The sequence below is a fragment of the Halobacillus sp. Cin3 genome, from assembly GCF_947311855.1.
In the GTDB taxonomy this organism is placed as follows: domain Bacteria; phylum Bacillota; class Bacilli; order Bacillales; family Halobacillaceae; genus Halobacillus; species Halobacillus kuroshimensis.
The window spans coordinates 92,219-114,133 of record NZ_CAMZMV010000007.1; the positions used below are offsets into that span (position 1 = coordinate 92,219).

Here is a 21,915-nt window from a genome sequence, read left to right on the forward strand (position 1 = left end):
TAGACGATTTGAATAGCACTTGATTGTATATCAAGTTAAGGTTTCCGTGTTGTATCGCCCTATTAATCGTCAGGATTTCTCCTAAACATGCCTACTGCTTCAAGTAGCCCTAACAGGTTCACAAAGACCTCTAACCTTACGATTCGACTTTTCGGTTAGTTAATTCGACACCCATTTATTATGGGACTGGAAACGGATTTTATGTTACTTGTGGCATGTCCTACACCATCCATAGATGGTCTACCCTTCCTTCGTACAGCACTTTTAGGTAGCTTTCACCCTTCGGACACAAAACGCAATAGGAAACGTTTGTATTATGTCCTATCCCTTCTTATTGCATCGGCAAGGGCGTACCTATCAAGTTTATATTTCCGTCGTGTTATTAGGCATTCCACGACGAGAAACTCATCTCAGCAGCTAAAAAAGCCATTAGTTAATACACCTTGCACATGTTAATTTTTTTCGTTAACATGAGAAAGTAGCTAAGCGGTATTCCGTATTTAGTTATACTGGTTACTTGGTCACGCGTTGCACCGCGTGGCTTTTTCTTTTTCCTCGTATTATCCTCTGCTATTTCTTGCTTTTTCTAAGCCTGACAACGGGACTGTATTGTGCATGTTGTTTTCGTATGCTTTTATCATCCAACTGAATGTATTTACGAGTAGTTGTGATGTTGGCATGTCCCACTATTCTTTGAAGAGTGAAGATGTCGCCCCCACTTAGGATGAAATTTCTACAAAACATATGTCTAAATACGTGTGGTGAAACGCGTTTAACTATCCCTGCCTTTTCTTTATAATGGTTTAATCGTTTTCTAAATGAGTTAGGATTGTATTTTGTTCCAATGTTCGAAAGCATGACATGATTTGTATCGAAATTCATGTTGTTTTCAGTTACTAATTCTAATAGAAGCTTCACTACTGAATTAGACAGAGGCAATATCCTGGGCTTTCTATTCTTATTTTTGATTGCAGGAAGAATAATTGCACGTGTTTTAAAGTCCACTTCTGATACCTCTAAATCACACACCTCCGAAATTCTCATGCCTGTATCTAACATTAGATACATCATTACTAAGTCCCTGAATTGTGCATACTGATTAATATCAGGAATGGACAGTAGTAAATCCATTTCATCATCAGTTAGAGGGTCAAATGAATCTTCATCCACTCTCATTAACTTAATGTTTTTCACGGGATTCTTATTGATTATTTCTTCTTCGAACAAAGCATTGAAGAAGCTTTTTAAAAACCTAATCCTCACATTTATTGTGAATGGTGAGAGTCCTATCTCATTCGTTCTTTGGTTGACGTGTTCTTCTTTAAGGTAAACGATGTACTCACGAATTAACGTAGTTGTAACATCGGATACGTCCTCAATTTCAGAGTGATTGAACGCCACCCATTTACGGAAACCTTCCATTAGAATGAAATAATCCTTCATGGTTCTGTCTCGAACTCCTAATGCTTTCTTTAATGAAATGAAACTTTCAAAAGCTTGTTCAAGCGTGTAACTGACAGTAACATCTACATCATTATGAGGTAGGGTTGTTCTACGTCTTACGATTGATTTACCTTTACGACTATTGTTAGACAAACAAAAAACGCCTCCTTTCGTTTACACTTGTCGATACTGACAAATGAACGAAAAAAGACGTCGGTTAGTACTTATTTACGAAAGCAGACCGTTCGCCCTCATTATTGCTAACGAGTTGACAAACGCTGTTTTAAAGGGCTGTATGCCCCCGGCAGGATTCGAACCTGCGGCACACGGTTTAGGAAACCGATGCTCTATCCCCTGAGCTACGGGGGCCTGTGAAGCGTACGAGTCATATTATACTAAAGAATCCAGAGATTGCAAAGGAATCCTTTTGCTGAAAATGCATCTCCCCCTGTTACTTCCGACAGGTGGATGTGATAAAATGATACCTGTCTGTCAAAAAGGATCGTTTTTTGTAGTCGAAAAAGAACAAGGGTAGGCCGCTGAACGGCTGATCCCGCTTGAATAGAGTTTGAAGGAGGAACAGCGATGGGAGATCTACCTTTCATTTCCGTTGAAGGGCCCATTGGGGTTGGGAAAACGTCTCTGTCTAAAAAGCTCGCCTCCCAGTTTGATTTTCACTTGTTAAAGGAAATCGTTGAGGAGAACCCGTTTTTAGGCAAGTTTTATGACAATATTGAAGAATGGAGCTTCCAGACGGAAATGTTTTTCCTTTGCAATCGTTTCAAGCAGCTGGAAGACATTGAACGTAAATATCTGCAAGCTGGCAAGCCTGTTGTAGCGGATTATCATATTTCAAAAAATATGATTTTCGCCCGTCGAACCCTTAGAGAAGAACAATTTGATAAATACGCACAGATTTTTGATATATTAACACATGATATGCCTAAACCGAATATGGTCGTTTATCTTCATGCGAGCCTAGATACACTGATGGACCGCATCCGTATGCGGAACCGTGATGTGGAGGCCAATATTCAGCCCGCTTATCTTGAACAGCTTTCCCAGGATTATGAGGATTTCATGAGCCATTTTGAAGCCTCGCACCCGGACATCCCTGTGATCCGCCTCAATGGGGATCATTTGGATTTCGTAAAGCATCAGGACGATTTAAACTACATTGTTGCTCAAGTTGAACAGCATTTAAATAAAGGAGAAGTTATCAAATGAATGCACGTGAACGCTACGGTATTCCACATGATAGTGTCATCACGATTGCCGGAACCGTCGGCGTCGGAAAATCTACGATGACGAATGCGATTGCGGATGCTCTCAAATTCCGGACATCTTTTGAAAAAGTGGAGACCAATCCGTATCTTGATAAATTTTACCAGGATTTTGAACGCTGGAGTTTCCACCTGCAGATTTATTTCCTGGCTGAACGCTTCAAGGAGCAGAAGAAAATCTTCGAATACGGGGGCGGATTCATCCAGGACCGTTCCATTTATGAAGATACCGGCATCTTTGCCCGTATGCACTATGAAAAAGGAACGATGTCAGGAACGGATTATGAAACGTACCGTAATCTGTTCGATGCCATGGTCATGACACCCTATTTCCCTCATCCTGACCTTCTTATTTATCTGGAAGGTTCCTTCGATGATGTTCTCGGCCGTATTAAAGAGCGTGGACGTCCGATGGAACAGGAAACACCTGTCGAATACTGGGAGGAAATGTTCAACCGTTATGACAACTGGATCGACAACTTCAACTCCTGCCCTGTGCTGCGCCTGAACATTGCGGACTATGATGTCCTCAATGACGAAAACAGCATTGAGCCGGTCCTTGAAAAAATCGGTCACTTTATCCAGCAGTCCCGTAAATGGCGTTCCAGCCGTCTGCTGACGTAACATGGGTATAAATGAAAAAAACCGGTACGATGATCACCGCTGATCATCGTACCGTTTTTTTATGTTTTCTTTAAATAATCGTGGATCATTTTCCGGTGGCTGCCGACCATCGAGGCAGGAAGCTTATCGGGCGGCGTAAACTTAAACTGGAGTGACTCTCTCGGGTCCATGCGGTAATCCCCGGAGTATGTATCCGTATCATAGGCCGTTGTGACAACGTAAAATTCATCGCCGTTATCAGCCCGGATAAATTGGTCTGCCCCGGAGTACACATTGAATAGGTTCAGCTTGTCGACCGTCAGCCCCGTTTCCTCCCACACTTCCCGTTTGGCTGTCTCTTCTGTGCTTTCCCCGAGTTCCATCAATCCCCCGGGCAGCCCCCAGACGCCGTGCGGGGAGGTTCGCTGCTGCAGAAGGATGCGCCCCTGGTCATCCACGATCACGACGACAGCCCCGACGAAGATCAACGGCCGGTGACCGACAAGAGCCCTTAAATCTTCTACATATCCCATATGGCTGTTCTCCTTTCGAAGCGTTAATCAGCGAGTCCTGTTGTTTCCTTTACATAGGTGCCCTCTTCAAGTGCGTGAAGCAGAAAATGGGCCACATCTCCTCTCGAAATGCTTCTGCCATCCTGCGGCACTGTGTCGGACGTCCGGTAGTTCCCTGTGACAGGTCCATCCAGGAGGCGCATCGGACGGGCAATCGTATAATCCATATCCGCTGCTATGATCGCATTGACCGCCCGGCGGTGATCGTGCAGGACGTTTTTCAAAATCATCCGGCTCATCCATCCGGTCAGTCCGGGAATTTCATTGTACAGCCCGGCAGAGGCGACGTACAGCAGCCGCTTGATGTTATGCTGCGCGGAAGCGGTCAGGATGTTTTCCGTCATAATGGTCAGGGTGCTGCGGTCTTTTAACGATTCTGAACCGAGACAGGAGACAATGGCCTCCTGTCCGAGGACGGCCTGACACACATCCTCCTCATTCCTTGCGTCCCCTTGTACCCTATTCAAACGTTCATGATTTATACCGAGCTTATGGGGATTCCTCAGAAAAGCGGTAACGTCATGACCGGATTCCAGGGCCTGTTCGACAAAGGCCTTTCCTGTTCCACCGGTAGAACCAAAAACAACAATTTTCATGATCTCACCTCATTGATATATTTTAGAAACGCCCATTCAGGAAGAATGATGCCTGAAAAAATTGATTTTCCGTCTGCTCCATGTCTGCAGCCAGTATACGGCACTGAATCCGAGCGCGATAATTGTAAGCACCCAAAGGAGAGCTTCCTCCATCCGTCCGGATTCGACGGCAAAGTAGATGGCAAGAGGAATGGTGTCGGTTTCTCCCGGAATATAGCCGGCCACCATCAACGTTGCTCCGAATTCTCCGAGAGAACGGGCGAATGTCATGACAAGCCCGGCGAGCAGTCCCGGCCAGGCCAGCGGCAGCGCGATCGTGAAGAAGACCTTTCCTCTGGAAGCACCAAGATTATGAGCGGCATTTTCCAGCTGTGTATCATAGTTTTGAAAAGCAGCCGCCGCACTTTGATACATCAGCGGGAATGAGACGACGGCGGAAGCGATGACAGCTCCTGTCCAGCTGAACACCACCTGCAGGTCAAACCAGTGCATCAATATCCGCCCGGCCCAGCCATTCCTGCCGAACGCATATAGAAGACAAAAGCCAATGACGGTCGGCGGGAGGACAAGAGGCAGAAGAAATAGTGATTCCAGCAGACTTTTCCCGGGAAATATTTTCCGGGAAATCAATCGTGCTGCAAGCGTCCCGGATATGAAAACGATGATGGTGGCGATGGCTGCTACTTTTAAGGAGAGGAAGAGAGGACTGATGCTCATCATTCGTTCGTTTCATCTCCTATAGCGGTAAAACCGTAGTTTTCTAAAGTTTTACCGGCTGCTTCTGTAGACAGGAAGGTTATAAAGTCAGAGGCAGCCTCCTCAGTCCGGCTTTTTGTGATGACTGCGGCGGGATAAATGATCGATTCGTGTAAAGAAGGGTCGACTTCTGCGGTGACGTGTACCTTATCGGATGTGAAGGCATCACTGGCATAGACGACACCATAGTCCGCGTCGCCGGATTCTACATAAGTGAGCACCTGCCGGACATCTCCGGCAAAGACCATCTGATCCTCCATCTGATCCCAAAGGTGAATCGTTTCCAACGCCTGTTTCGTATATGTACCAGCAGGGACGCTGTCGGGATTACCGATGGCTGTTGTTTGATCTTCGGCCGCACTTTTCAATGCCTCCAGGGAGCCTGCCGCTGCGTGTTCATGATGACTGATAACGACGAGCCGGTTTTCCGCAAAGGTTTCCATCTGCGCCTCATCTGTGTATCCACGTTTTTTTAAGTAGGTCGTCCATCGGGTATCGGCGGATAGAAAAACGTCGACGGGAGCCCCTTGCTCAATCTGACGCGCCAATTTACCGGAACTTCCTAATAATAAGGTCACATCGACGTTGTAGGCCTCTTCATAGGAAGGAACGATTTCCTCCATGACATCTGTTAAACTGGCTGCAGCGGCAATGGTCACGGTCGGTTTTTCACTGGCATTCGCGCATCCGGCTGAAAAGAAGAGAAGGAATACGGAAGCGGCCCATATGCTTTTTTTCATAAACAGCCTCCTTTCGGCCTTTGTTGATTCGGTGACAGGGCAGAAAAACATCCATGAAAAAGAAAGGTTGAATACAATGAAACTCCAAATCATCACCGCGCTGGTTCTGGCGCTTTTGTTGACCCAGCTTCCCGTTGCAGGGAAATATTTTGCAGTCTTGAATACTATGATACATGAAACCGGTCATTCTCTCACAGCTTTATTGACAGGTGGGGAAGTGAGACATATCTCTTTATTCCCGAATACGTCCGGTGTTACGCTGACCGGTCATAGTTCGTGGCTGAGCCATGTGGTGACAAGCCTTTCGGGATATATAGCGGCTTCGTTCACAGCCTTTGTTTTTTTCTATTTCATCAGTAAGGGATACTGGTCCTGGGTGATATACATCCTCCTTGCCTTCCTTGCTGTGAACCTGCTTTTCTGGGTGCGGAATATCTATGGAGTGTTCTGGATTGTGACCTTTGGTGCCGGTTTTATCTGGCTGCTCCGGACAGGGCATGACACGATTGTGCAGTATGTCCTTCTTCTGCTCGCCTCCCTCGTTCTTGTGGAGTCTGTAACCAGTGCGTTTGAAATCATGTGGATCAGCTTCGTGTCGCCGGGGCAGGCCGGTGATGCCGCCAATCTGGCCCGTGCCTTCCGAATCATCCCATCTCCGGTATGGGGCGTGCTGTTCTTTCTTCAGGCTGTCTATTTTGCTTTTCTTTCCCTGAAGCGTGTCTTTACTTTTTGAAAATGTGCAGACACGTGGGGAATTCTTTCAAAATCCGCACCTGCCCTGTCTTTCCTTATCCGCCTGAATAAGGTAATAAGGTAGGAAAGAGAGGAGGGGAAGAAATGAGCGGAGGATACGGCGGTGGTTTCGCACTGTTGGTTGTTTTGTTCATCCTTTTGATCATTATCGGTGCTTCTTACATGGGCGGCCGTGGATACGGTTATTAAATAGACAGCGGGATTTTTTCCCGCTCTTACATATTTGTAGTTTGTGAAAGGTACGGGAAGGGTAAAACGAACTATAAAAAAAGGACGGGGGAGTCCAACTATGGATTTAAAGGAACAACTGCTGACGGAAGGATACAACCAGATTGATATTCTTCTTGTCCGTGAAGGAGAAGATCAGACGACCGTACCGGGAATCACGCTTCATAAGGTCACAGATCTGGAGTACAAGCTGTACCTGGACCCGGAAACGATTACGTATCACCTGGATGAAGAGCATCCTTATTTTCAAGGAGATCAAAAAGTGGAAACAGGAGAAATGAAGCAGGTGAAGGGATATATTCTAGAATGGTGAAGCCTTGATGTTCAAGGCTTTTTTATATGGTCCGCTGAAAACTTAACACATTCTGTCGTTTAATTGAGGAAACAAAGTGGAACGAAGGAGACAAAAGCATGGAGGAGGATCATCAATGAAGGAACATCAATTATACATTAATGGTGAATATACACAGTCACATGGATCAGAGTGGATTGACGTCGTTAATCCAGCCACAGAGGAAGTCATCTCCCGTATTCCCAAAGGGACGGAGGAAGATGTGAACAAAGCAGTGGAAGCAGCAGCTGCTGCGCAGAAGGGCTGGGAACTGACTCCGAATATCGAGCGCGGTAAAATCGTCCGTCGCCTTGGAGATAAAATTGAAGAAAACCGTGACCGGTTCATTGATCTCCTTCAGGAAGAGCAAGGGAAAGATTATGAGCTGGCCAGCGGAGAAATAGATCTCGCGATTGATTATTTCCGGTATATGTCGGAATGGGCCCGCCGCATTGAAGGGGAAATTGTCCCAAGTGATCGTGCAAACGAAAATATATTCATTTATAAAAAGCCGATTGGTGTCGTAGCCGGAATTGTTCCATGGAATTTCCCGATGTTTATTCTGGCAAGAAAAGTAGCGACAGCGCTTGTTACCGGCTGTACACTTGTCTTGAAACCAAGTCAACAGACACCGAATACAGCTGTCGAATTCACGAAAATTATCGACAGCATGGAGGAAATTCCTAAAGGGGTCTACAACCTTGTCACAGGAACAGGCTCTGAGATCGGCAATACCCTTGCCAAGCATAAAGATGTCCACATGATTACGATGACGGGAAGTGTGGGAGCCGGAACGAAAGTCATGGAAGCGGCTGCTCAGAATATTACGAAGGTCAACCTTGAACTCGGCGGTAAAGCGCCGGCTATCGTAACAGCCAGCGCAGATCTGGATGTAGCGGCGGAAAACATAACGACTTCCCGTTTAGCCAATAATGGACAGGCGTGTACGAACGCCGAGCGTGTTTATGTACACGAAAGTGTCGCAGAAGAACTGATCAGCAAGCTGCGTCATAACTTCGAAAATAAAACACTCGGTAACCCGCGTGAAAATAAACAAGCCGATGTTGGTCCGCTCGTCAGCATGGACCGCATCGAAGAAGTGGAATCCATGGTCAAAGAGGCTGTGGATGCTGGTGCCCACATTGAAATTGGCGGGGAACGCGCAGACATGGAAAAAGGGTTCTTCTATAAGCCAACCATTTTGACGAATGTCACCCATGATATGAACATTATGCATGAAGAGATTTTCGGTCCGGTCATCCCGATTTCCACATTCAAGACGCTGGATGAAGCGATTGAAAAAGGAAATGACACGGAATACGGTCTTTCCTCTTCTGTTTATACGGAAGATATGAATGAAGCGATGCGTGTCGTGAACGAGCTGAAGTTCGGGGAGACATTTGTGAACCGTGAAAACTTCGAAGCTGTTCAAGGCTATCATGCGGGTATGAAGAAATCCGGCCTCGGTGGTGCCGATGGTAAACACGGCATGGAAGACTTCCTCGTAACCCAGGTCGTCTATATGCAGTATAAAAACGATAAACAGTAAACCAAAAGGAGCTGTCCCACCGGGGCAGCTCCTTCGTATAGGATCGTCTTTGACGGAACGCTTGGTCTTTCTTCAGCGGTTGTCGATTTTTTCAGGGTAAAGATCGTGATTCATCAGACGATGATCGGCCATCTGCTCATATTTCGTTCCAGGCTTTCCATAGTTACAGAACGGATCAATAGAAATACCGCCTCGTGGTGTGAATTTCCCCCACACTTCGATGTAGCGCGGGTCCATGAGTTCAATCAGGTCGTTCATGATTGTGTTCACACTGTCCTCGTGGAAGTCGCCGTGGTTGCGGAAACTGAACAGATAAAGCTTGAGTGATTTACTTTCCACCATCTTCACATCGGGGATGTAGCTGATGTAAATCGTGGCAAAGTCCGGCTGTCTCGTTTTCGGACAGAGAGTGGTGAATTCCGGACAGTTGAATTTAACAAAGTAATCACGGTTCGGGTGCTGGTTGTCGAACGTTTCCAGTACCTCCGGATCATATTCAAACGAATAGCTTGTTCCCTGATTTCCGAGTAAGGAAAGGGGAAGCTCCTCTTCATTTCGTCCTGACATAATATCGTCTCCTCCATTTAAGTAAAATAAAAAGCCGCTGCCTCTAAGGGCAACGGCTTGTGTCGTCTACATCCTTAGTTTTTTATAGAGGGATGGGCTAAGAAACCTCTTTGTTCTGTTGGGTTTATTATATAGAAGGGAGGAGAAACCTGTCAATTTCCTACGGCATCCGCCCCGTTTCTGTAAATCTTTGGAGAATACTCTTTAAAAATCATTCATAATCCCCTACAATAGAAGTAATTCGTGAAATTTTCAGAAAAAATGCGCGGCTCTGATTTCCTTCAGAGCTTTGTTTTGCCACATGCAGAAAACGTTTACAAAAAACATTCTAATGAGGTGATTTAATGGACATGCAGCCAATTCCAGCTCGATCAGGCAATCACAACATGGAAAACTACAAGCAGACGTATGAAAATTTTCAATGGGACGATGCAAAGCAGCATTTTACTTGGAACGAGACCGGACGGGTCAATGCCGCTTATGAAGCAATTGACCGCCATGCGGAAAATCCGGACAAGAAAGATCAGCCGGCGTTGATCTATTCCGCACCGGACAGGAAGGAAACGCTGAGTTTCCTGGACCTGAGCAGAAAAAGTAACCAATTTGCCAACGTGTTGAAAAAACACCATATAGAAAAAGGGGACCGTGTCTTCCTTTTCATGCCGAGAAGCCCGGAATTTTATGCGGCCTTCTTTGGTATTTTGAAGGTGGGAGCGATCGCAGGCCCGTTGTTTGAAGCCTTTATGGAGCAGGCGGTCCGAGATCGTCTGGAGGACAGCGAAGCGACGATGCTGATCACAACTCCGGATTTGCTGGAGCGTGTACCGGCCGATGATCTGCCGCACTTGAAGCAGATTGTCCTTGTGGGCGGGGAAGCGCCTGGCAACTACATTTCCTATGAAGAGGAAATGAAGGCCGCCTCTGAATCTTTCGATGTGGAATGGGTCGATTTGGAGGATGGAATGCTCCTTCACTATACTTCCGGTTCAACAGGAAAGCCGAAGGGTGTCTACCACGTTCACAATGCGATGATCCAGCACTATCAAACAGGAAAATGGGTGCTCGATCTGAAGGAAGGCGACGTGTACTGGTGTACCGCCGATCCCGGGTGGGTGACCGGTACAAGCTACGGAATATTCGCTCCGTGGCTGAACGGAGTGACCAACGTGATCCGCGGTGGACGTTTCAGCCCGGATGACTGGTACGGAACGATTGCGGCTCATGATGTGTCGGTATGGTATTCGGCGCCCACAGCCTTCCGTAAATTGTTGAGCGCTGGTAAAGACGCGGCAGGAAAGCATGACTTATCATCACTCCGACACGTATTGAGTGTGGGAGAACCATTGAACCCTGAAGTTGTGACATGGGGATTATCCGCCTTTGATCTGCGGATCCATGATACGTGGTGGATGACGGAGACCGGCGGGATGCTGATTTGTAACTATCCGGCAATGGATATTCGTCCGGGATCGATGGGTAAACCGTTCCCGGGTATTGAGGCAGCCATCGTAGATAACGAAGGAAACGAACTCCCGGACAACCAGATGGGGAACCTCGCTATTAAAGAAGGATGGCCGTCCATGATGCGTGCCGTCTGGAACAATCCCGGAAAGTACGAAAGCTACTTCCTGAACGGCTGGTACGTCTCTGGGGACAGTGCTTATAAGGATGAAGATGGATACTTCTGGTTCCAGGGCCGTCTGGATGATGTCATCAACACGTCCGGCGAACGCGTAGGGCCTTTTGAGGTGGAAAGTAAACTGATTGAACATGAAGCGGTGGCAGAAGCTGGTGTCATCGGTAAACCAGATCCAGAGCGGGGCGAAATTATAAAAGCCTTTATTACACTGAGGGATGGATACGAGCAGTCCGATGAGCTGCTGGAGGAAATCCGCCAGTTTGTGAAAAAGGGACTCAGCGCCCATGCCGCCCCTCGTGAAATTGAAATCAAGGACACGATACCGAAAACGAGAAGTGGTAAAATCATGCGGCGGTTACTGAAGTCGTGGGAGCTCGGGCTTCCGACAGGCGATACGTCCACATTAGAAGAATAAGCAGGAAAAGCACAGCCTTCCGCTGTGCTTTTCTATTTGTCGTTTCACGTGGAACGATGACGTTTTTTGTAGAAAAAATCAGTGTAGACAGCAGGTGGATAGAATGGAAAATCAATCAACGCATTGGATGACAGAGACGCTGGAAACCGTTCAGTGGTTTGTGTTTCTTCTGGCAAGTGCTGTCGCCCTGCCGATCGTGATCGGCTCTTTGTTCGGCCTTTCCTTTCCGGAGGTTGCCGGGTTGATGCAGCGGACGTTATTTGTAGTAGGGGCGGCATCCTTTCTTCAAGGAGTGATCGGTCATAAGCTTCCGATCATGGAAGGTCCGGCCGGTATTTGGATCAGTATTTTCGCCGTTATGGCTTTCAGTGGAAAGCAGAACGGGGATACCTATATGGAGACGCTTCAAGTGCTGGAGGGGACGATGCTGTGGACCGGACTGTTTTTAGTTTTATTCGGCTTGTTCAAATTGTCCCACCGGGTTTTGTTCGTCTTTACCCCTTTTGTGACCGGCGCTTTTTTATTTATGCTGACGATTCAGTTGAGCGGAACCTTTCTTGAAGGGATGCTCGGCCTTCAGGAAGGAGCGGAAGGCATTGACGGGACAGATGCGTGGACGGCTTTTGTCACGCTTGCCCTTGTTCTTGGGCTTTCTATCACTGGACGGGGATGGATGAAAAGTTTTGCTGTACTGATTGGGATCAGCGCAGGATGGGTATTGTATGAAATAGCTGTTCCGGCGCAGGGTGCTGAATCTACAGCCGTCGAGTGGTTTGCCCTTCCTGAAGTTTTTGCCTGGGGGCCTCCGGCCATGACTCTCGGTACTCTTCCCTTAGGATTGATTACTGCAGTGATTCTACTGTCGAATTTAGTGGCTTCGGTTATCGCTGTCAGCCAGACCATATATGGAAAGCCCCGGTATACATACGATCAGATCAACCGGGGGAGCGGCTTTCTGGGCCTCAACCACGGCCTGACCGCCCTCTTTTCTGCGGTGGCCAACGTCTCACTGGCTTCCTCCTCCGGATTTATGCAGCTGACCGGACAGAAACGGAAGCAGCCGTTCCTTTATGCTTCCCTGCTCCTGACAGGTCTGTCTTTGTTTCCACCAGTGGTCAGGTTCATATCTTCCGTGCCCGCTCCGGTGGCGAATGCAGCGCTTTTAGCTACGTTTGTGCAGTTGATGGGCCTCGGCTTGTCGAACTTGACGATGGAACCACTCGATCAGCGGAAACTGACGATTCTAGGCCTGTCCTTTCTGCTCGGGATTGGGCTGATGTTTCTGCCGCCGGACGTATTCACAGGACTCCCTGGTGTGCTCCAGAATCTTCTAAGCAATGGACTTCTCATTGGAACAGTACTCGTCATTACATTGAACCAGTTATGGAAGGAACCAAATTAATTATCCCGGCGTACGGGATGGATAGAGGAAGTGTATTTTATGGCTAAAGAAATCAAAGACATCATCGGTATCGGCATCGGGCCTTTCAACCTTGGACTTGCCGCACTTGCCGACCAGACGGACGAAGTGGACGGTTTGTTTTTTGAACAGACGATCGAATTCAACTGGCATCCCGGCATGCTCATAGAAAAAATGGATCTTCAAGTTCCGTTTTTGGCCGACCTTGTCACATTTGCTGATCCGAAGAGTCCTTATACATTTATCAATTACCTGCACGAACACAATCGTATGTTTCCGTTTTTCTTCCACCGCCATTTTGAAATACCAAGACAGGAGTTCAATCATTATATGCAGTGGGTGGCCAAACAGGTGGATGGCCTGCATTTCGGTCATACGGTCATAGATGTGATCGATCATAACGAAGAAAAGACGCCGCACTATGAAGTGATTGTCGAAGAGACGACGACCGGCGAAAGAAAGCATTACCGGTCCAGGCACGTCGTGATGGGCACTGGGAACGAACCGATCGTCCTGGATGGAATGGACCGCCTGCCGAATGAAGATGTGCTTCATACGAGCCGTTACCTGTTCCAAAAGGATCAGCTGCTGAAATCGCGTCATGTAGCGGTCATCGGTTCCGGTCAAAGTGCGCTTGAAGTTTTCCTCGATCTATTGGAGGAGCAGGAACGCAGTGATATGAAAGTGACGCTTTTGACGAGATCGGGCGGATTGTTCCAGCTTGATACGGCGAAATTTGCCCAGGAGATGTTCACTCCTGATTATGTGGATTATTTTCATAGTCTGAGCTTTGACCAGCGGAAAGAAGCGTTGAGTACGCTTGACCCGCTCCGAAAAGGGATTGCTCCGGACACGCTCACACGACTCTATACAAAACTGTACCACCGGACGACAGCGATGGAAGACAGCCGTGTCCTTATCCAGCCGATGACAGAGATCAAAGGTATTGAAGCGTCAGAAAAGGGAGGATATGATCTTCAGTGCCGCCAATGGCAGGAGGAGTATGACTACACGTATCATGCCGACAAAGTGGTGTTTGCCACCGGCTACAAGCCTCATCTTCCGTCATGGTTTATGGACCGCTATAAGGATGAGGTCGAATGGGAAGCCGATCAGATGTATAAGGTGTCCCGTGACTACCAGCTGGAATTCAAGGACGGCCGGGACCATCACTTCTTCACCTTGACGAACCTGGTGCATTCGCACGGGGCAGGGGCAACGAACCTTGGCCTTTCCGTTCACCGCAATGTTCATATCATCAACACCATTGCCGGCAGGGAAGTGTATAAAAATCAAAAGGATACCACATTCCAGACCTTCTCCATGAAGCATCCGAAGTAACCTGAATCTGTCACCGGTGTTTAAAAGCCTGCCAAACGGGAAGACAATCTATGGAAAAAATAATTGACAAATCTTTCAAGGAGTTGAGTTTTCATGAGTAAGATTGCATGTCTCGTAACGTCCCATTTTGAAGATGTCGAATATACACAGCCGGCGGATGCCTTTTCCAAGGAAGGTCATGAAGTGACAACAATCGAATGGGAAGCCGGAAAAGAAGTGGAAGGCAAGCAGGGAGAAGCCTCGGTCAAAATCGATACGTCCATCGATGATGTAAAACCGGAAGACTTCGATGCCTTGTTCATCCCGGGCGGATTTTCCCCGGATATTCTCCGTGGAGATGAGAAGTTCGTTTCCTTCGCTAAACATTTTATGGATGAGAAGAAGCCTGTCTTCGCGATCTGCCACGGACCTCAGCTGTTGATTACAGCCAAAACACTGGAAGGCCGTACAGCTACAGGGTTCAAATCGATTGCTGTCGATATGGAGTATGCCGGCGTGGATTATAAGGACCAGGAAGTCGTCGTTTGTCAGGATCAGCTGGTGACCAGCCGACAGCCGGATGACATTCCTGCCTTCAACCGCGAAGCATTGAAACTTCTTAAATAATCTGCGTCACCATGGGGCCGCGGGGGGATTTCCCCCACGGCTCTTTTTCTATCCATTGGATCCAGCGGTGGTGAGTGGTCGTATGATCCTATATAATGGAAGGACAAGTCTGCCTACATAATGGATGAAGAACTAGGAGGATCGTTTATGATTGTTATTGAGAAGACGGACCACTTCATCATGATACCCCAGCACGAACATGCCGGCATTTCGGGAAACCTCGTTGATCATTGGAAAAATCATTTTCTGCTGCGCTCGAAGCTTCGGGAAGAAGCGGACTGGGCCATCCGCCAGCATGACCGGGCCTGGATTCCTTTGGATGAGAAGCCTTTATGGAACGAAGAAAAGAACCGTCCGTATACGTTTGTCGATTATCCACTCCAGGAAAAACTTCAGGCCTATGAGCGCGGAATTGGAGAAGTGGCTTCCCAGTCCTTTTATGCAGGGATGCTGTGCAGCATGCATTACGCCTCCTTCTTTCAGGAGGACAGCCATGAACCGTTGATTGTTGAATTCCTGAAGCAGGAGGAGAAGCGGCGGAAGGATTTGTATGAATGGATGGAAATGGACATTCCATACGACGTCTATCATCTTCACTTCAAACGCCTTCAGTTCTGTGATGATCTTTCTTTGTATGTGTGCATGCAGGAACCGGGAACACCGAAGGAAGAGGAAATCCCGTGGTTTAAGGACGGGTTCAGGCAGGCGTTCGATTTTGCGCCGGAGGGGATATATCCTCAGTGGGACAGCGCACGTCAGGTCGTCCTCGATCCGTTTCCATTTGAACAGTCCTTCCATGTGCAGATTCCTTACCGGAGAGTGTCTAAAGAGGACATCCAGCGCCGTGGATTGACCGAGGCTTTCCGTGAGGCTGATATTGATCCGGTCACGGTCACCTTTGTTGGAAAAGAAGAAAAGCCGCCTCTCTGATGAGAAGCGGCTTCTTTTATGGATTCTTTTTCACGCTGAATTGATTGCTGAGAAGGACCCAGTTCTGGGGGAAGGATAGTCCGAGCTTCCAGTAGCTGATTCCAAGCAGGTTCTTTTCCTTAATCAGATCGAATTTCTTTTGTATGGATCTGGCGTCTTCGAACCACACCTCATGCTTTTTCCCCTCTCCATCTGTATACGTGAAATAGGGGGCCTGCTCCTTCTGGTCGTAGGAAATCGCCACATTATTTTTCCGGGCTGTCTGAATAGCCTGCTGCGGACTGAGGGCTTTGGCGAATTCTCCCCCCGGTTCGTACGGCAGGGTCCAGTCATATCCATAGAGGTTCTGACCAAGCAGAATTTTCTGAGCCGGCATTTCTGACAATGCATAATTTACAACATCTGTGACAGGACCGATCGGAGACACGGCCCGTGGCGGACCGCCGCTGTATCCCCACTCGTAGGTCATCAGGACGACGAAGTCTACGATTTCGCCGTGGGCTTGATAATCGTGGGCTTCATACCAGGCCCCTTTCTGGTCGGCACTCGTTTTGGGCGCGAGCGCTGTCGAAATGAGCAGTCCTTCCTTGGAAAGCCGCTGTTTTGCTTTTCGAAGAAATTGATTATAGGATTCTTTCATATCCGGTGGAAGGAATTCCATATCAAAATGGACATCCTTGAATCCTACCTGTTTCGTAATTTGAATGATTTCATCGAGCAGTTTGTCTTGGAGAGCCTCGTCGCTGAGAATTTTCCTGCCCAGTTCTGCACTGAACCCGTCATCAGCAAGGTTGGTGACGACCATCATGAGGACCGCATCGTTTTTCCTGGCAATCTCCTTGAAATTGTCGAGCGGGGGTGCTTTTAATGTGCCGTCCTCCTGGATTTCATAGCTGAAGGGGGCCAGATAGGTCAGGTTCACGGCCCGGCTCTCTGCTGACTGCCGCAGTGTGTCGGAGACGGTCCCTCCATAGGGTTCAATGTACGCATTGCTCGTAATTGGTGTTGGGGGCTGGTCTGGAATATAAAGCCGCAGTCCGACAGCGAGAGTGCTGTCCGTATTCAGTCCATTGACGGCTGCCAGACGATCCGCCGTCATATTGAATTGTTCAGCAATGGTATTTAAACGGTCTCCCGGCTGAACAAAATAGTATTGTCCGACGATAGGAACCACAAGAGCCTGACCGATGACAAGTTTTCCCGGCGTCTCTAATTCGTTTGCTTCGATGATATCGTTTGGCGTACTATCATAAAGACGGGCGATCGAATACACAGAGTCTCCCTCTTGAACAATATGAATCTGCACATGTCTCACATCCTTTCTCATCCTTTACCAATGTATGAAACAAAAAAACGGATTTATTCTTAAAATCCCTTTCTGGGTTCGAGGAACAGGATTTTTTATATTAGTCTTTCTATAGGAAAAGGAGGTGGTACGGATGGAAGATGAGCACTTTATGAAGCTTGCCATGGTGGAAGCAGAAAAAGCAGAGGCGGAAGGAGAAGTGCCGATTGGTGCTGTCATCGTCAAAGACAATCAGGTGATTGCTTCCGGGTACAATCAGCGCGAACAATCCCAGCGCGCTTCATCCCATGCAGAATTCATTGCGATTGAGCGTGCCAATGAGCTAGAGGGCAGCTGGCGTCTGGAGGACTGCACGTTATATGTGACCTTGGAGCCCTGTCCCATGTGTGCAGGAGCCATTCTGCAGTCGAGAATTCCCCGGGTCGTATACGGAGCGGCCGATCCTAAAGCCGGCTGTGCCGGAAGCTTGTACCAGCTTTTGGAGGATAATCGTTTCAACCATCGATCAGAAGTTGTGCCCGGTGTGCTGGGAGAAGCATGCGGGGAGATGCTGTCTCATTTTTTCCGCAGCCTCCGGTCGAAAAAGAAAAAGAAACCGGCTGTAGATAATTAACAGCATGAAATCATTGCATTTTTTGCTGAAAATCGCTATACTTGTTTATGCCGTGCTAAGCGGGGAGGTAGCGGTGCCCTGTACTCGCAATCCGCTATAGCGAGGCCGAATTCCCACCCGAGGTGGCACAGCTTTAAGGTCTGCCTTATGTGAGTGGTGTTGACACTCAGGTCCTGCGCAACGGGAACCAGTGAACCCTGTCAGGTCCGGAAGGAAGCAGCAGTAAGCTGACCCTCCCGTGTGCCGCGGGAGTGCCTGGGTCGAGCCACAACCATAAGTAACGCTTAGGGCTCTGCCATCGAAGGTGGGTGCACGGCATTACATAAGTCGTACACACATGATTCACATATAAGGGGAGCCGTTATGATACGTTCATAACGGCTCCTTTTTTCTATCATTTATAGACGATCCCCCTGACTGTCTTCTTGTCTGCCGGTAATGGTTCACAGCAGGAATGTCTATCAGGTATAATGGGGGTGAAACTAAAAAGGGAGAACGGTTTTATGAGCTACCAGGCTTTATATCGTGTATGGCGTCCCCGGGATTTTGAAGGTGTCGTTGGGCAATCGCACATTACGCGGACACTGCAGAACGCAATCGTACAGGAAAAATTTTCACACGCGTATTTATTTTCCGGACCCAGGGGGACGGGAAAAACGAGTGCGGCCAAAATTTTCGCAAAGGCCGTCAACTGCGAACGCACCCCTGTGAAAGAGCCGTGTAATGAATGCGATGCCTGTCTTGGCATCCAGGATGGCTCCATCTCTGATGTCATAGAGATTGACGCCGCCTCCAACAACGGGGTGGAACAGATACGTGAAATCAGGGACAAAGTCAAATATGCCCCGAGTGCGGTCCCGTACAAGGTCTACATCATTGATGAGGTTCACATGCTTTCCATGGGTGCGTTCAACGCCCTTTTGAAAACACTGGAGGAACCTCCAAAGCACGTCATTTTCATTCTGGCGACGACTGAACCACACAAAATACCGTTGACGATCATATCCAGGTGTCAGCGGTTTGATTTCAAACGGATTTCCCAAAAGTCGATGGTCGACCGGATGGTGAAGATCACAGCAGCGGAAGAGATTGCCGTGGCACCTGAGGCTTTGGAAATCATTGCTCTTACGGCAGAAGGTGGCATGCGTGATGCCTTAAGTCTGTTGGACCAGGCCGTTTCCTACAGTGAAGAGGAAGTGACGATGGACGATGTCCTCGCTGTGACGGGGTCTGTATCGCAGGCGAAGCTTACCGCTGTCTTGAGAGCCTTGAACGATCAGGATGCCAGGTCAGCTCTGGAAGCGGTGGATGATCTTATCCTGCAGGGGAAAGATCCGGGCCGTTTTGTTTTCGATCTTATCTATTATTTAAGAGATCTTCTGCTGTATCAAAGTGCTCCGGACCTTGAACATAATCTGGAACGTGCCATTCCGGATGATTCGTTCCGGACCCTTTCCACAGAGCTCACACCCGGATGGATCCAGCAGGCGATCCGTGAATTGAATCACTGCCAGCAGGAAATGAAATGGACGACAAGTCCAAAAGTCTTCATAGAAATTGCCATGCTGAACATGGTCGAAGTACAGACCGGTCCTCCGTCAGCCCAGGCGGTTGATTCGAGTGCTGTCGAAAAGCTGTCCGGGAAAATCCAGGAGCTTGAAAAACAGCTGACAGCTTTAAAGGAAAGCGGAGCGGCGCCTCAGGCTTCTGCCCAGCCTGCTAAAAAACGTGCGCCTGCAAAATCAGGAAGAAAAGGGTATAATGTTCCATATGAGCGGATCAGGCAGGTCCTGAGTGAAGCTTCGAAGGAAGAGATTAAAAATATCCAGAGTCGCTGGGCTGACTTTATGGAGGCGCTCAAGCAGCAGAACGCGCCGGCTCATGCGACACTGTTAAACAGCAAACCACGGGCTGCATCACCGAAGGCGCTCGTCCTGGCTTTCCGATATGATATCCACTGCTCATTGGCTCTGGAGCATCAAAAGACCATTGAACCCCTTTTGACGGAGTATGCAGGAAAGCCGATGACAATCATTCCGATTCCTGAACAGAATTGGCAGGAACTACGAGAAGAATATGTCCGGAAGCAGAAACAGGCTCCGGATGAAGTGCCGGAAGTGGACGGGGAGGAAAACGGAGAAAGTACGCCGCAGCAGCCCCAGGAAGACCCGCATATTTCAGAAGCCCGAAAACACTTCGGGGATGACCTGATTGAAATCCAGGACTAACGATCCCACAAGGAGGAATGCCCCATGCGTGGTGGTGGAAACATGAACAATATGATGAAACAAATGCAGAAAATGCAGAAGAAAATGATGAAGGCTCAGGAAGAACTTTATGAGATGACTTTTGAAGCTTCTGCAGGAGGCGGCATGGTTAAAGTGACGGCAAACGGGAAAAAAGAAATTACGGATGTTGTCATTGATGAGGAAGTAGTCGATCCGGATGATGTGGAAATGCTGCAGGACCTTATCATTACAGCGACGAATGATGTCATCAAGCAAGTGGACGATAAGACTAATGATACTATGGGACAATTCACGAAAGGGATGCCTGGAGGAATGTTCTAGGAGGAATTCTCATGTATTACCCGGAACCAATATCAAAACTGATTGACAGTTTTACAAAGCTGCCAGGGATCGGTCCGAAAACGGCGGTCCGCCTGGCTTTTTTCGTGCTGGAGATGGAAGAAGACGACGTGCTGGACTTTGCCAAGTCCCTCGTCAACGCTAAGCGTGAACTGACTCACTGCTCGATCTGCGGACATATTACAGACCAGGACCCATGTTCCATCTGTCAGGATGAATCAAGGGATGAAAAACTGATATGTGTGGTGCAGGATCCTAAGGATGTAATCGCCATGGAAAAAATGAAGGAATTCAGTGGGAAGTACCATGTTCTTCACGGGGCGATTTCACCTATGGACGGGATTGGACCTGAGGATATCAACGTCGAGAGTCTGATTAACCGGCTGAAGGATGAAGGAGTCGAAGAGCTGATCCTGGCGACGAATCCGAATATTGAAGGGGAAGCCACAGCGATGTATATCTCCCGCCTTGTTAAACCTTCAGGGATTCGGATGACAAGGATCGCCCACGGACTTCCAGTCGGCGGCGATTTGGAGTATGCCGATGAAGTAACGTTGTCGAAAGCGCTGGAAGGTCGGAGAGAACTATAGAAGAAGGTGATGGATTTGTTCGGTAAACAGAAGAAGATAAAAAGAGAAATGGATCAGGAGCTTCTTGTTCGTATCAGGAAGATGAAACACGAATGGGAAAGCTTAAACACCATTATCGAACAAAGCATTGAACCGAGTGAAGAAGGTTTGAACGATCTGGCTTTAGTCAAAGCGAAGTATTTCTATCTATTAAGAGAAGCAAGATACAGAGGAATCAACGCATTATCCTGAACCTTTGTACTAGCCCCCTGTCTGATTTCATATACTGTTTCCAGAGCAGTTAATCAGACAGGGGGTTTTTTATGGATCCGATACTGGTCGTTCTATTGTTGAGTCTCGCTGTACCCCTTTTGTTAATCACAGGCATGCCTGTGAAGCCGTTGAAGTGGTTGGGGGCTGTGCTTACGCGGTTGATTGTAGCCGTTATTCTTTTGTTTTTTGTGAATCTGTTTGGAGCGCAGTTCGGGCTGCATATTCCAATCAATGGATTTACAGCCGGTGTGTCCCTTCTTTTAGGGCTTCCGGGTGTACTATCGTTAACAGCCATTCATATCTGGGTTTTATAAAAGCGGCGGGTTCCCTGCCGCTTTTATTTGTGGAACAAAAAGAATATGAGAAAATAACGAAAAACTATTGCGTTAGGTTCGTATCCGTGATAAATTATTACTTGTCGCTTTAAGAGAGCGGCGCAGTGTTGAAAAACGCCAAAACAAATCATGAAAAAAGTTGTTGACACAAACGGCTTCCCATGATAAATTAGTATTTGTCGCCAAAAACGAAAGCCAAACACTTTCTCAACTTAATGAAAAAAGTTGTTGACATGAAAAACAACACATGATAAGATGATTAAGTCGCTGTTTTCAAACGGCCGACAACATTTGATCTTTGAAAACTGAACGAACCAACCAGTACGTCAAAACATTTCTTCTTTATTGAAGGAATTTGAAACAAAGCACATTCGGTGTGCAAATGAGCAAGTCAAACTACTTTTATGGAGAGTTTGATCCTGGCTCAGGACGAACGCTGGCGGCGTGCCTAATACATGC

At 47.8% G+C, this 21,915-nt stretch carries 24 protein-coding genes, 1 tRNA gene, 1 rRNA gene, 1 other RNA gene and 1 riboswitch; of the genes, 19 read left to right on the plus strand and 8 right to left on the minus strand.

The genetic code is table 11. The annotated features are described in order from the left end of the window. Window positions 1–570: 570 nt before the first annotated feature. Both QMA39_RS17725 and QMA39_RS17730 read right to left on the minus strand, forming a co-directional pair. Window positions 571–1,596 carry a tyrosine-type recombinase/integrase gene (locus QMA39_RS17725; protein ID WP_281659460.1) on the minus strand — a complete coding sequence of 342 codons (1,026 nt, stop codon included), beginning with the start codon at window positions 1,594–1,596 and terminating at the stop codon, window positions 571–573. Between the two features lie 143 nt (window positions 1,597–1,739). After that, window positions 1,740–1,812: transfer RNA gene (locus tag QMA39_RS17730), tRNA-Arg, on the minus strand. Between the two features lie 216 nt (window positions 1,813–2,028). Between QMA39_RS17730 and QMA39_RS17735 the strand changes: the two genes are divergently transcribed. Further along, window positions 2,029–2,670 carry a deoxynucleoside kinase gene (locus QMA39_RS17735; RefSeq protein ID WP_027955845.1) on the plus strand — a complete coding sequence of 214 codons (642 nt, stop codon included), beginning with the start codon at window positions 2,029–2,031 and terminating at the stop codon, window positions 2,668–2,670. Further along, a complete protein-coding gene (locus tag QMA39_RS17740) occupies window positions 2,667–3,350 on the plus strand; it encodes a deoxynucleoside kinase (RefSeq protein ID WP_027955844.1) in 684 nt (227 codons plus the stop codon). The genes QMA39_RS17735 and QMA39_RS17740 overlap by 4 nt, the downstream gene beginning before the upstream one ends. 59 nt (window positions 3,351–3,409) lie before the next feature. Here the strand turns inward: QMA39_RS17740 and QMA39_RS17745 are convergent, their stop codons facing one another. The 4 genes from QMA39_RS17745 to modA are packed head-to-tail and all read right to left on the minus strand — an operon-like array spanning window position 3,410 to window position 5,993. Then, window positions 3,410–3,862, minus strand: a complete 453-nt coding sequence (locus tag QMA39_RS17745) for an NUDIX hydrolase (protein ID WP_027955843.1) — start codon at window positions 3,860–3,862, stop codon at window positions 3,410–3,412. A gap of 23 nt (window positions 3,863–3,885) precedes the next feature. Then, on the minus strand, window positions 3,886–4,497 hold the full coding sequence (locus QMA39_RS17750) for an SDR family oxidoreductase (RefSeq protein ID WP_281659461.1): 612 nt from the start codon (window positions 4,495–4,497) through the stop codon (window positions 3,886–3,888). Between the two features lie 36 nt (window positions 4,498–4,533). Further along, window positions 4,534–5,214, minus strand: a complete 681-nt coding sequence (gene modB, locus QMA39_RS17755) for a molybdate ABC transporter permease subunit (RefSeq protein ID WP_281659468.1) — start codon at window positions 5,212–5,214, stop codon at window positions 4,534–4,536. Beyond that, on the minus strand, window positions 5,214–5,993 hold the full coding sequence (modA, locus tag QMA39_RS17760; RefSeq protein ID WP_281659462.1) for a molybdate ABC transporter substrate-binding protein: 780 nt from the start codon (window positions 5,991–5,993) through the stop codon (window positions 5,214–5,216). The genes modB and modA overlap by 1 nt, the downstream gene beginning before the upstream one ends. A gap of 76 nt (window positions 5,994–6,069) precedes the next feature. Between modA and QMA39_RS17765 the strand changes: the two genes are divergently transcribed. The 4 genes from QMA39_RS17765 to aldA all read left to right on the plus strand — a co-directional run bounded on the left by QMA39_RS17765 (window position 6,070) and on the right by aldA (window position 8,854). Continuing rightward, window positions 6,070–6,726 carry a M50 family metallopeptidase gene (locus QMA39_RS17765; protein WP_035532375.1) on the plus strand — a complete coding sequence of 219 codons (657 nt, stop codon included), beginning with the start codon at window positions 6,070–6,072 and terminating at the stop codon, window positions 6,724–6,726. Between the two features lie 104 nt (window positions 6,727–6,830). Continuing rightward, window positions 6,831–6,935: a YjcZ family sporulation protein gene (locus QMA39_RS17770; protein WP_084163164.1), complete on the plus strand. Its 105-nt coding sequence runs from the start codon at window positions 6,831–6,833 to the stop codon at window positions 6,933–6,935. Window positions 6,936–7,035: 100 nt separating this feature from the next. Next, window positions 7,036–7,287, plus strand: coding sequence for a hypothetical protein (locus tag QMA39_RS17775; protein WP_027955838.1), 252 nt, complete (start codon window positions 7,036–7,038; stop codon window positions 7,285–7,287). 115 nt (window positions 7,288–7,402) lie between these two features. Then, window positions 7,403–8,854, plus strand: coding sequence for an aldehyde dehydrogenase (gene aldA / locus QMA39_RS17780; RefSeq protein ID WP_281659463.1), 1,452 nt, complete (start codon window positions 7,403–7,405; stop codon window positions 8,852–8,854). A gap of 72 nt (window positions 8,855–8,926) precedes the next feature. Here the strand turns inward: aldA and queF are convergent, their stop codons facing one another. Then, window positions 8,927–9,421, minus strand: a complete 495-nt coding sequence (gene queF / locus QMA39_RS17785) for a preQ(1) synthase (RefSeq protein WP_281659464.1) — start codon at window positions 9,419–9,421, stop codon at window positions 8,927–8,929. A gap of 68 nt (window positions 9,422–9,489) precedes the next feature. Then, window positions 9,490–9,536, minus strand: a riboswitch (PreQ1 riboswitch). Between the two features lie 229 nt (window positions 9,537–9,765). On the opposite strand from queF, the gene acsA reads away from it, so the two are divergent. The 5 genes from acsA to QMA39_RS17810 all read left to right on the plus strand — a co-directional run bounded on the left by acsA (window position 9,766) and on the right by QMA39_RS17810 (window position 15,772). Next, a complete protein-coding gene (gene acsA / locus QMA39_RS17790; RefSeq protein WP_027955835.1) occupies window positions 9,766–11,475 on the plus strand; it encodes an acetate--CoA ligase in 1,710 nt (569 codons plus the stop codon). A 103-nt stretch (window positions 11,476–11,578) separates the two neighbouring features. Then, window positions 11,579–12,877 carry a purine/pyrimidine permease gene (locus QMA39_RS17795; RefSeq protein WP_281659465.1) on the plus strand — a complete coding sequence of 433 codons (1,299 nt, stop codon included), beginning with the start codon at window positions 11,579–11,581 and terminating at the stop codon, window positions 12,875–12,877. A 39-nt stretch (window positions 12,878–12,916) separates the two neighbouring features. Further along, the gene (locus QMA39_RS17800) at window positions 12,917–14,236 is read left to right on the plus strand and encodes a SidA/IucD/PvdA family monooxygenase (RefSeq protein ID WP_206935012.1); all 1,320 of its coding nucleotides are present in this window, start codon (window positions 12,917–12,919) and stop codon (window positions 14,234–14,236) included. Between the two features lie 93 nt (window positions 14,237–14,329). After that, a complete protein-coding gene (locus QMA39_RS17805; protein WP_027955832.1) occupies window positions 14,330–14,842 on the plus strand; it encodes a type 1 glutamine amidotransferase domain-containing protein in 513 nt (170 codons plus the stop codon). A gap of 147 nt (window positions 14,843–14,989) precedes the next feature. Then, entirely contained in the window at window positions 14,990–15,772 is a 783-nt protein-coding gene (locus QMA39_RS17810; protein WP_027955831.1) for a DUF3891 family protein, read from the plus strand. 16 nt (window positions 15,773–15,788) lie between these two features. Here QMA39_RS17810 and QMA39_RS17815 read toward each other — a convergent pair whose 3' ends face one another. Further along, window positions 15,789–17,078 carry a glycoside hydrolase family 18 protein gene (locus tag QMA39_RS17815; RefSeq protein WP_206935014.1) on the minus strand — a complete coding sequence of 430 codons (1,290 nt, stop codon included), beginning with the start codon at window positions 17,076–17,078 and terminating at the stop codon, window positions 15,789–15,791. A 133-nt stretch (window positions 17,079–17,211) separates the two neighbouring features. On the opposite strand from QMA39_RS17815, the gene tadA reads away from it, so the two are divergent. The 8 genes from tadA to QMA39_RS17855 all read left to right on the plus strand — a co-directional run. Continuing rightward, entirely contained in the window at window positions 17,212–17,691 is a 480-nt protein-coding gene (gene tadA, locus QMA39_RS17820; RefSeq protein ID WP_281659466.1) for a tRNA adenosine(34) deaminase TadA, read from the plus strand. 50 nt (window positions 17,692–17,741) lie between these two features. Continuing rightward, window positions 17,742–18,007, plus strand: an RNA gene (gene ffs / locus QMA39_RS17825) — signal recognition particle sRNA large type. Window positions 18,008–18,194: 187 nt separating this feature from the next. Continuing rightward, window positions 18,195–19,919 (plus strand): DNA polymerase III subunit gamma/tau, encoded by a 1,725-nt coding sequence (dnaX, locus tag QMA39_RS17830; RefSeq protein ID WP_281659467.1) that lies wholly within the window; start codon window positions 18,195–18,197, stop codon window positions 19,917–19,919. A gap of 24 nt (window positions 19,920–19,943) precedes the next feature. After that, window positions 19,944–20,261, plus strand: coding sequence for a YbaB/EbfC family nucleoid-associated protein (locus QMA39_RS17835; RefSeq protein ID WP_027955827.1), 318 nt, complete (start codon window positions 19,944–19,946; stop codon window positions 20,259–20,261). Window positions 20,262–20,272: 11 nt separating this feature from the next. Next, window positions 20,273–20,869, plus strand: coding sequence for a recombination mediator RecR (gene recR, locus QMA39_RS17840; protein WP_027955826.1), 597 nt, complete (start codon window positions 20,273–20,275; stop codon window positions 20,867–20,869). 9 nt (window positions 20,870–20,878) lie between these two features. Beyond that, a complete protein-coding gene (locus QMA39_RS17845; RefSeq protein ID WP_035532371.1) occupies window positions 20,879–21,100 on the plus strand; it encodes a YaaL family protein in 222 nt (73 codons plus the stop codon). 71 nt (window positions 21,101–21,171) lie between these two features. Further along, the gene (locus QMA39_RS17850; RefSeq protein ID WP_027955824.1) at window positions 21,172–21,435 is read left to right on the plus strand and encodes a pro-sigmaK processing inhibitor BofA family protein; all 264 of its coding nucleotides are present in this window, start codon (window positions 21,172–21,174) and stop codon (window positions 21,433–21,435) included. 422 nt (window positions 21,436–21,857) lie between these two features. After that, window positions 21,858–21,915: ribosomal RNA gene (locus QMA39_RS17855) — 16S ribosomal RNA — on the plus strand; the annotation flags it as partial.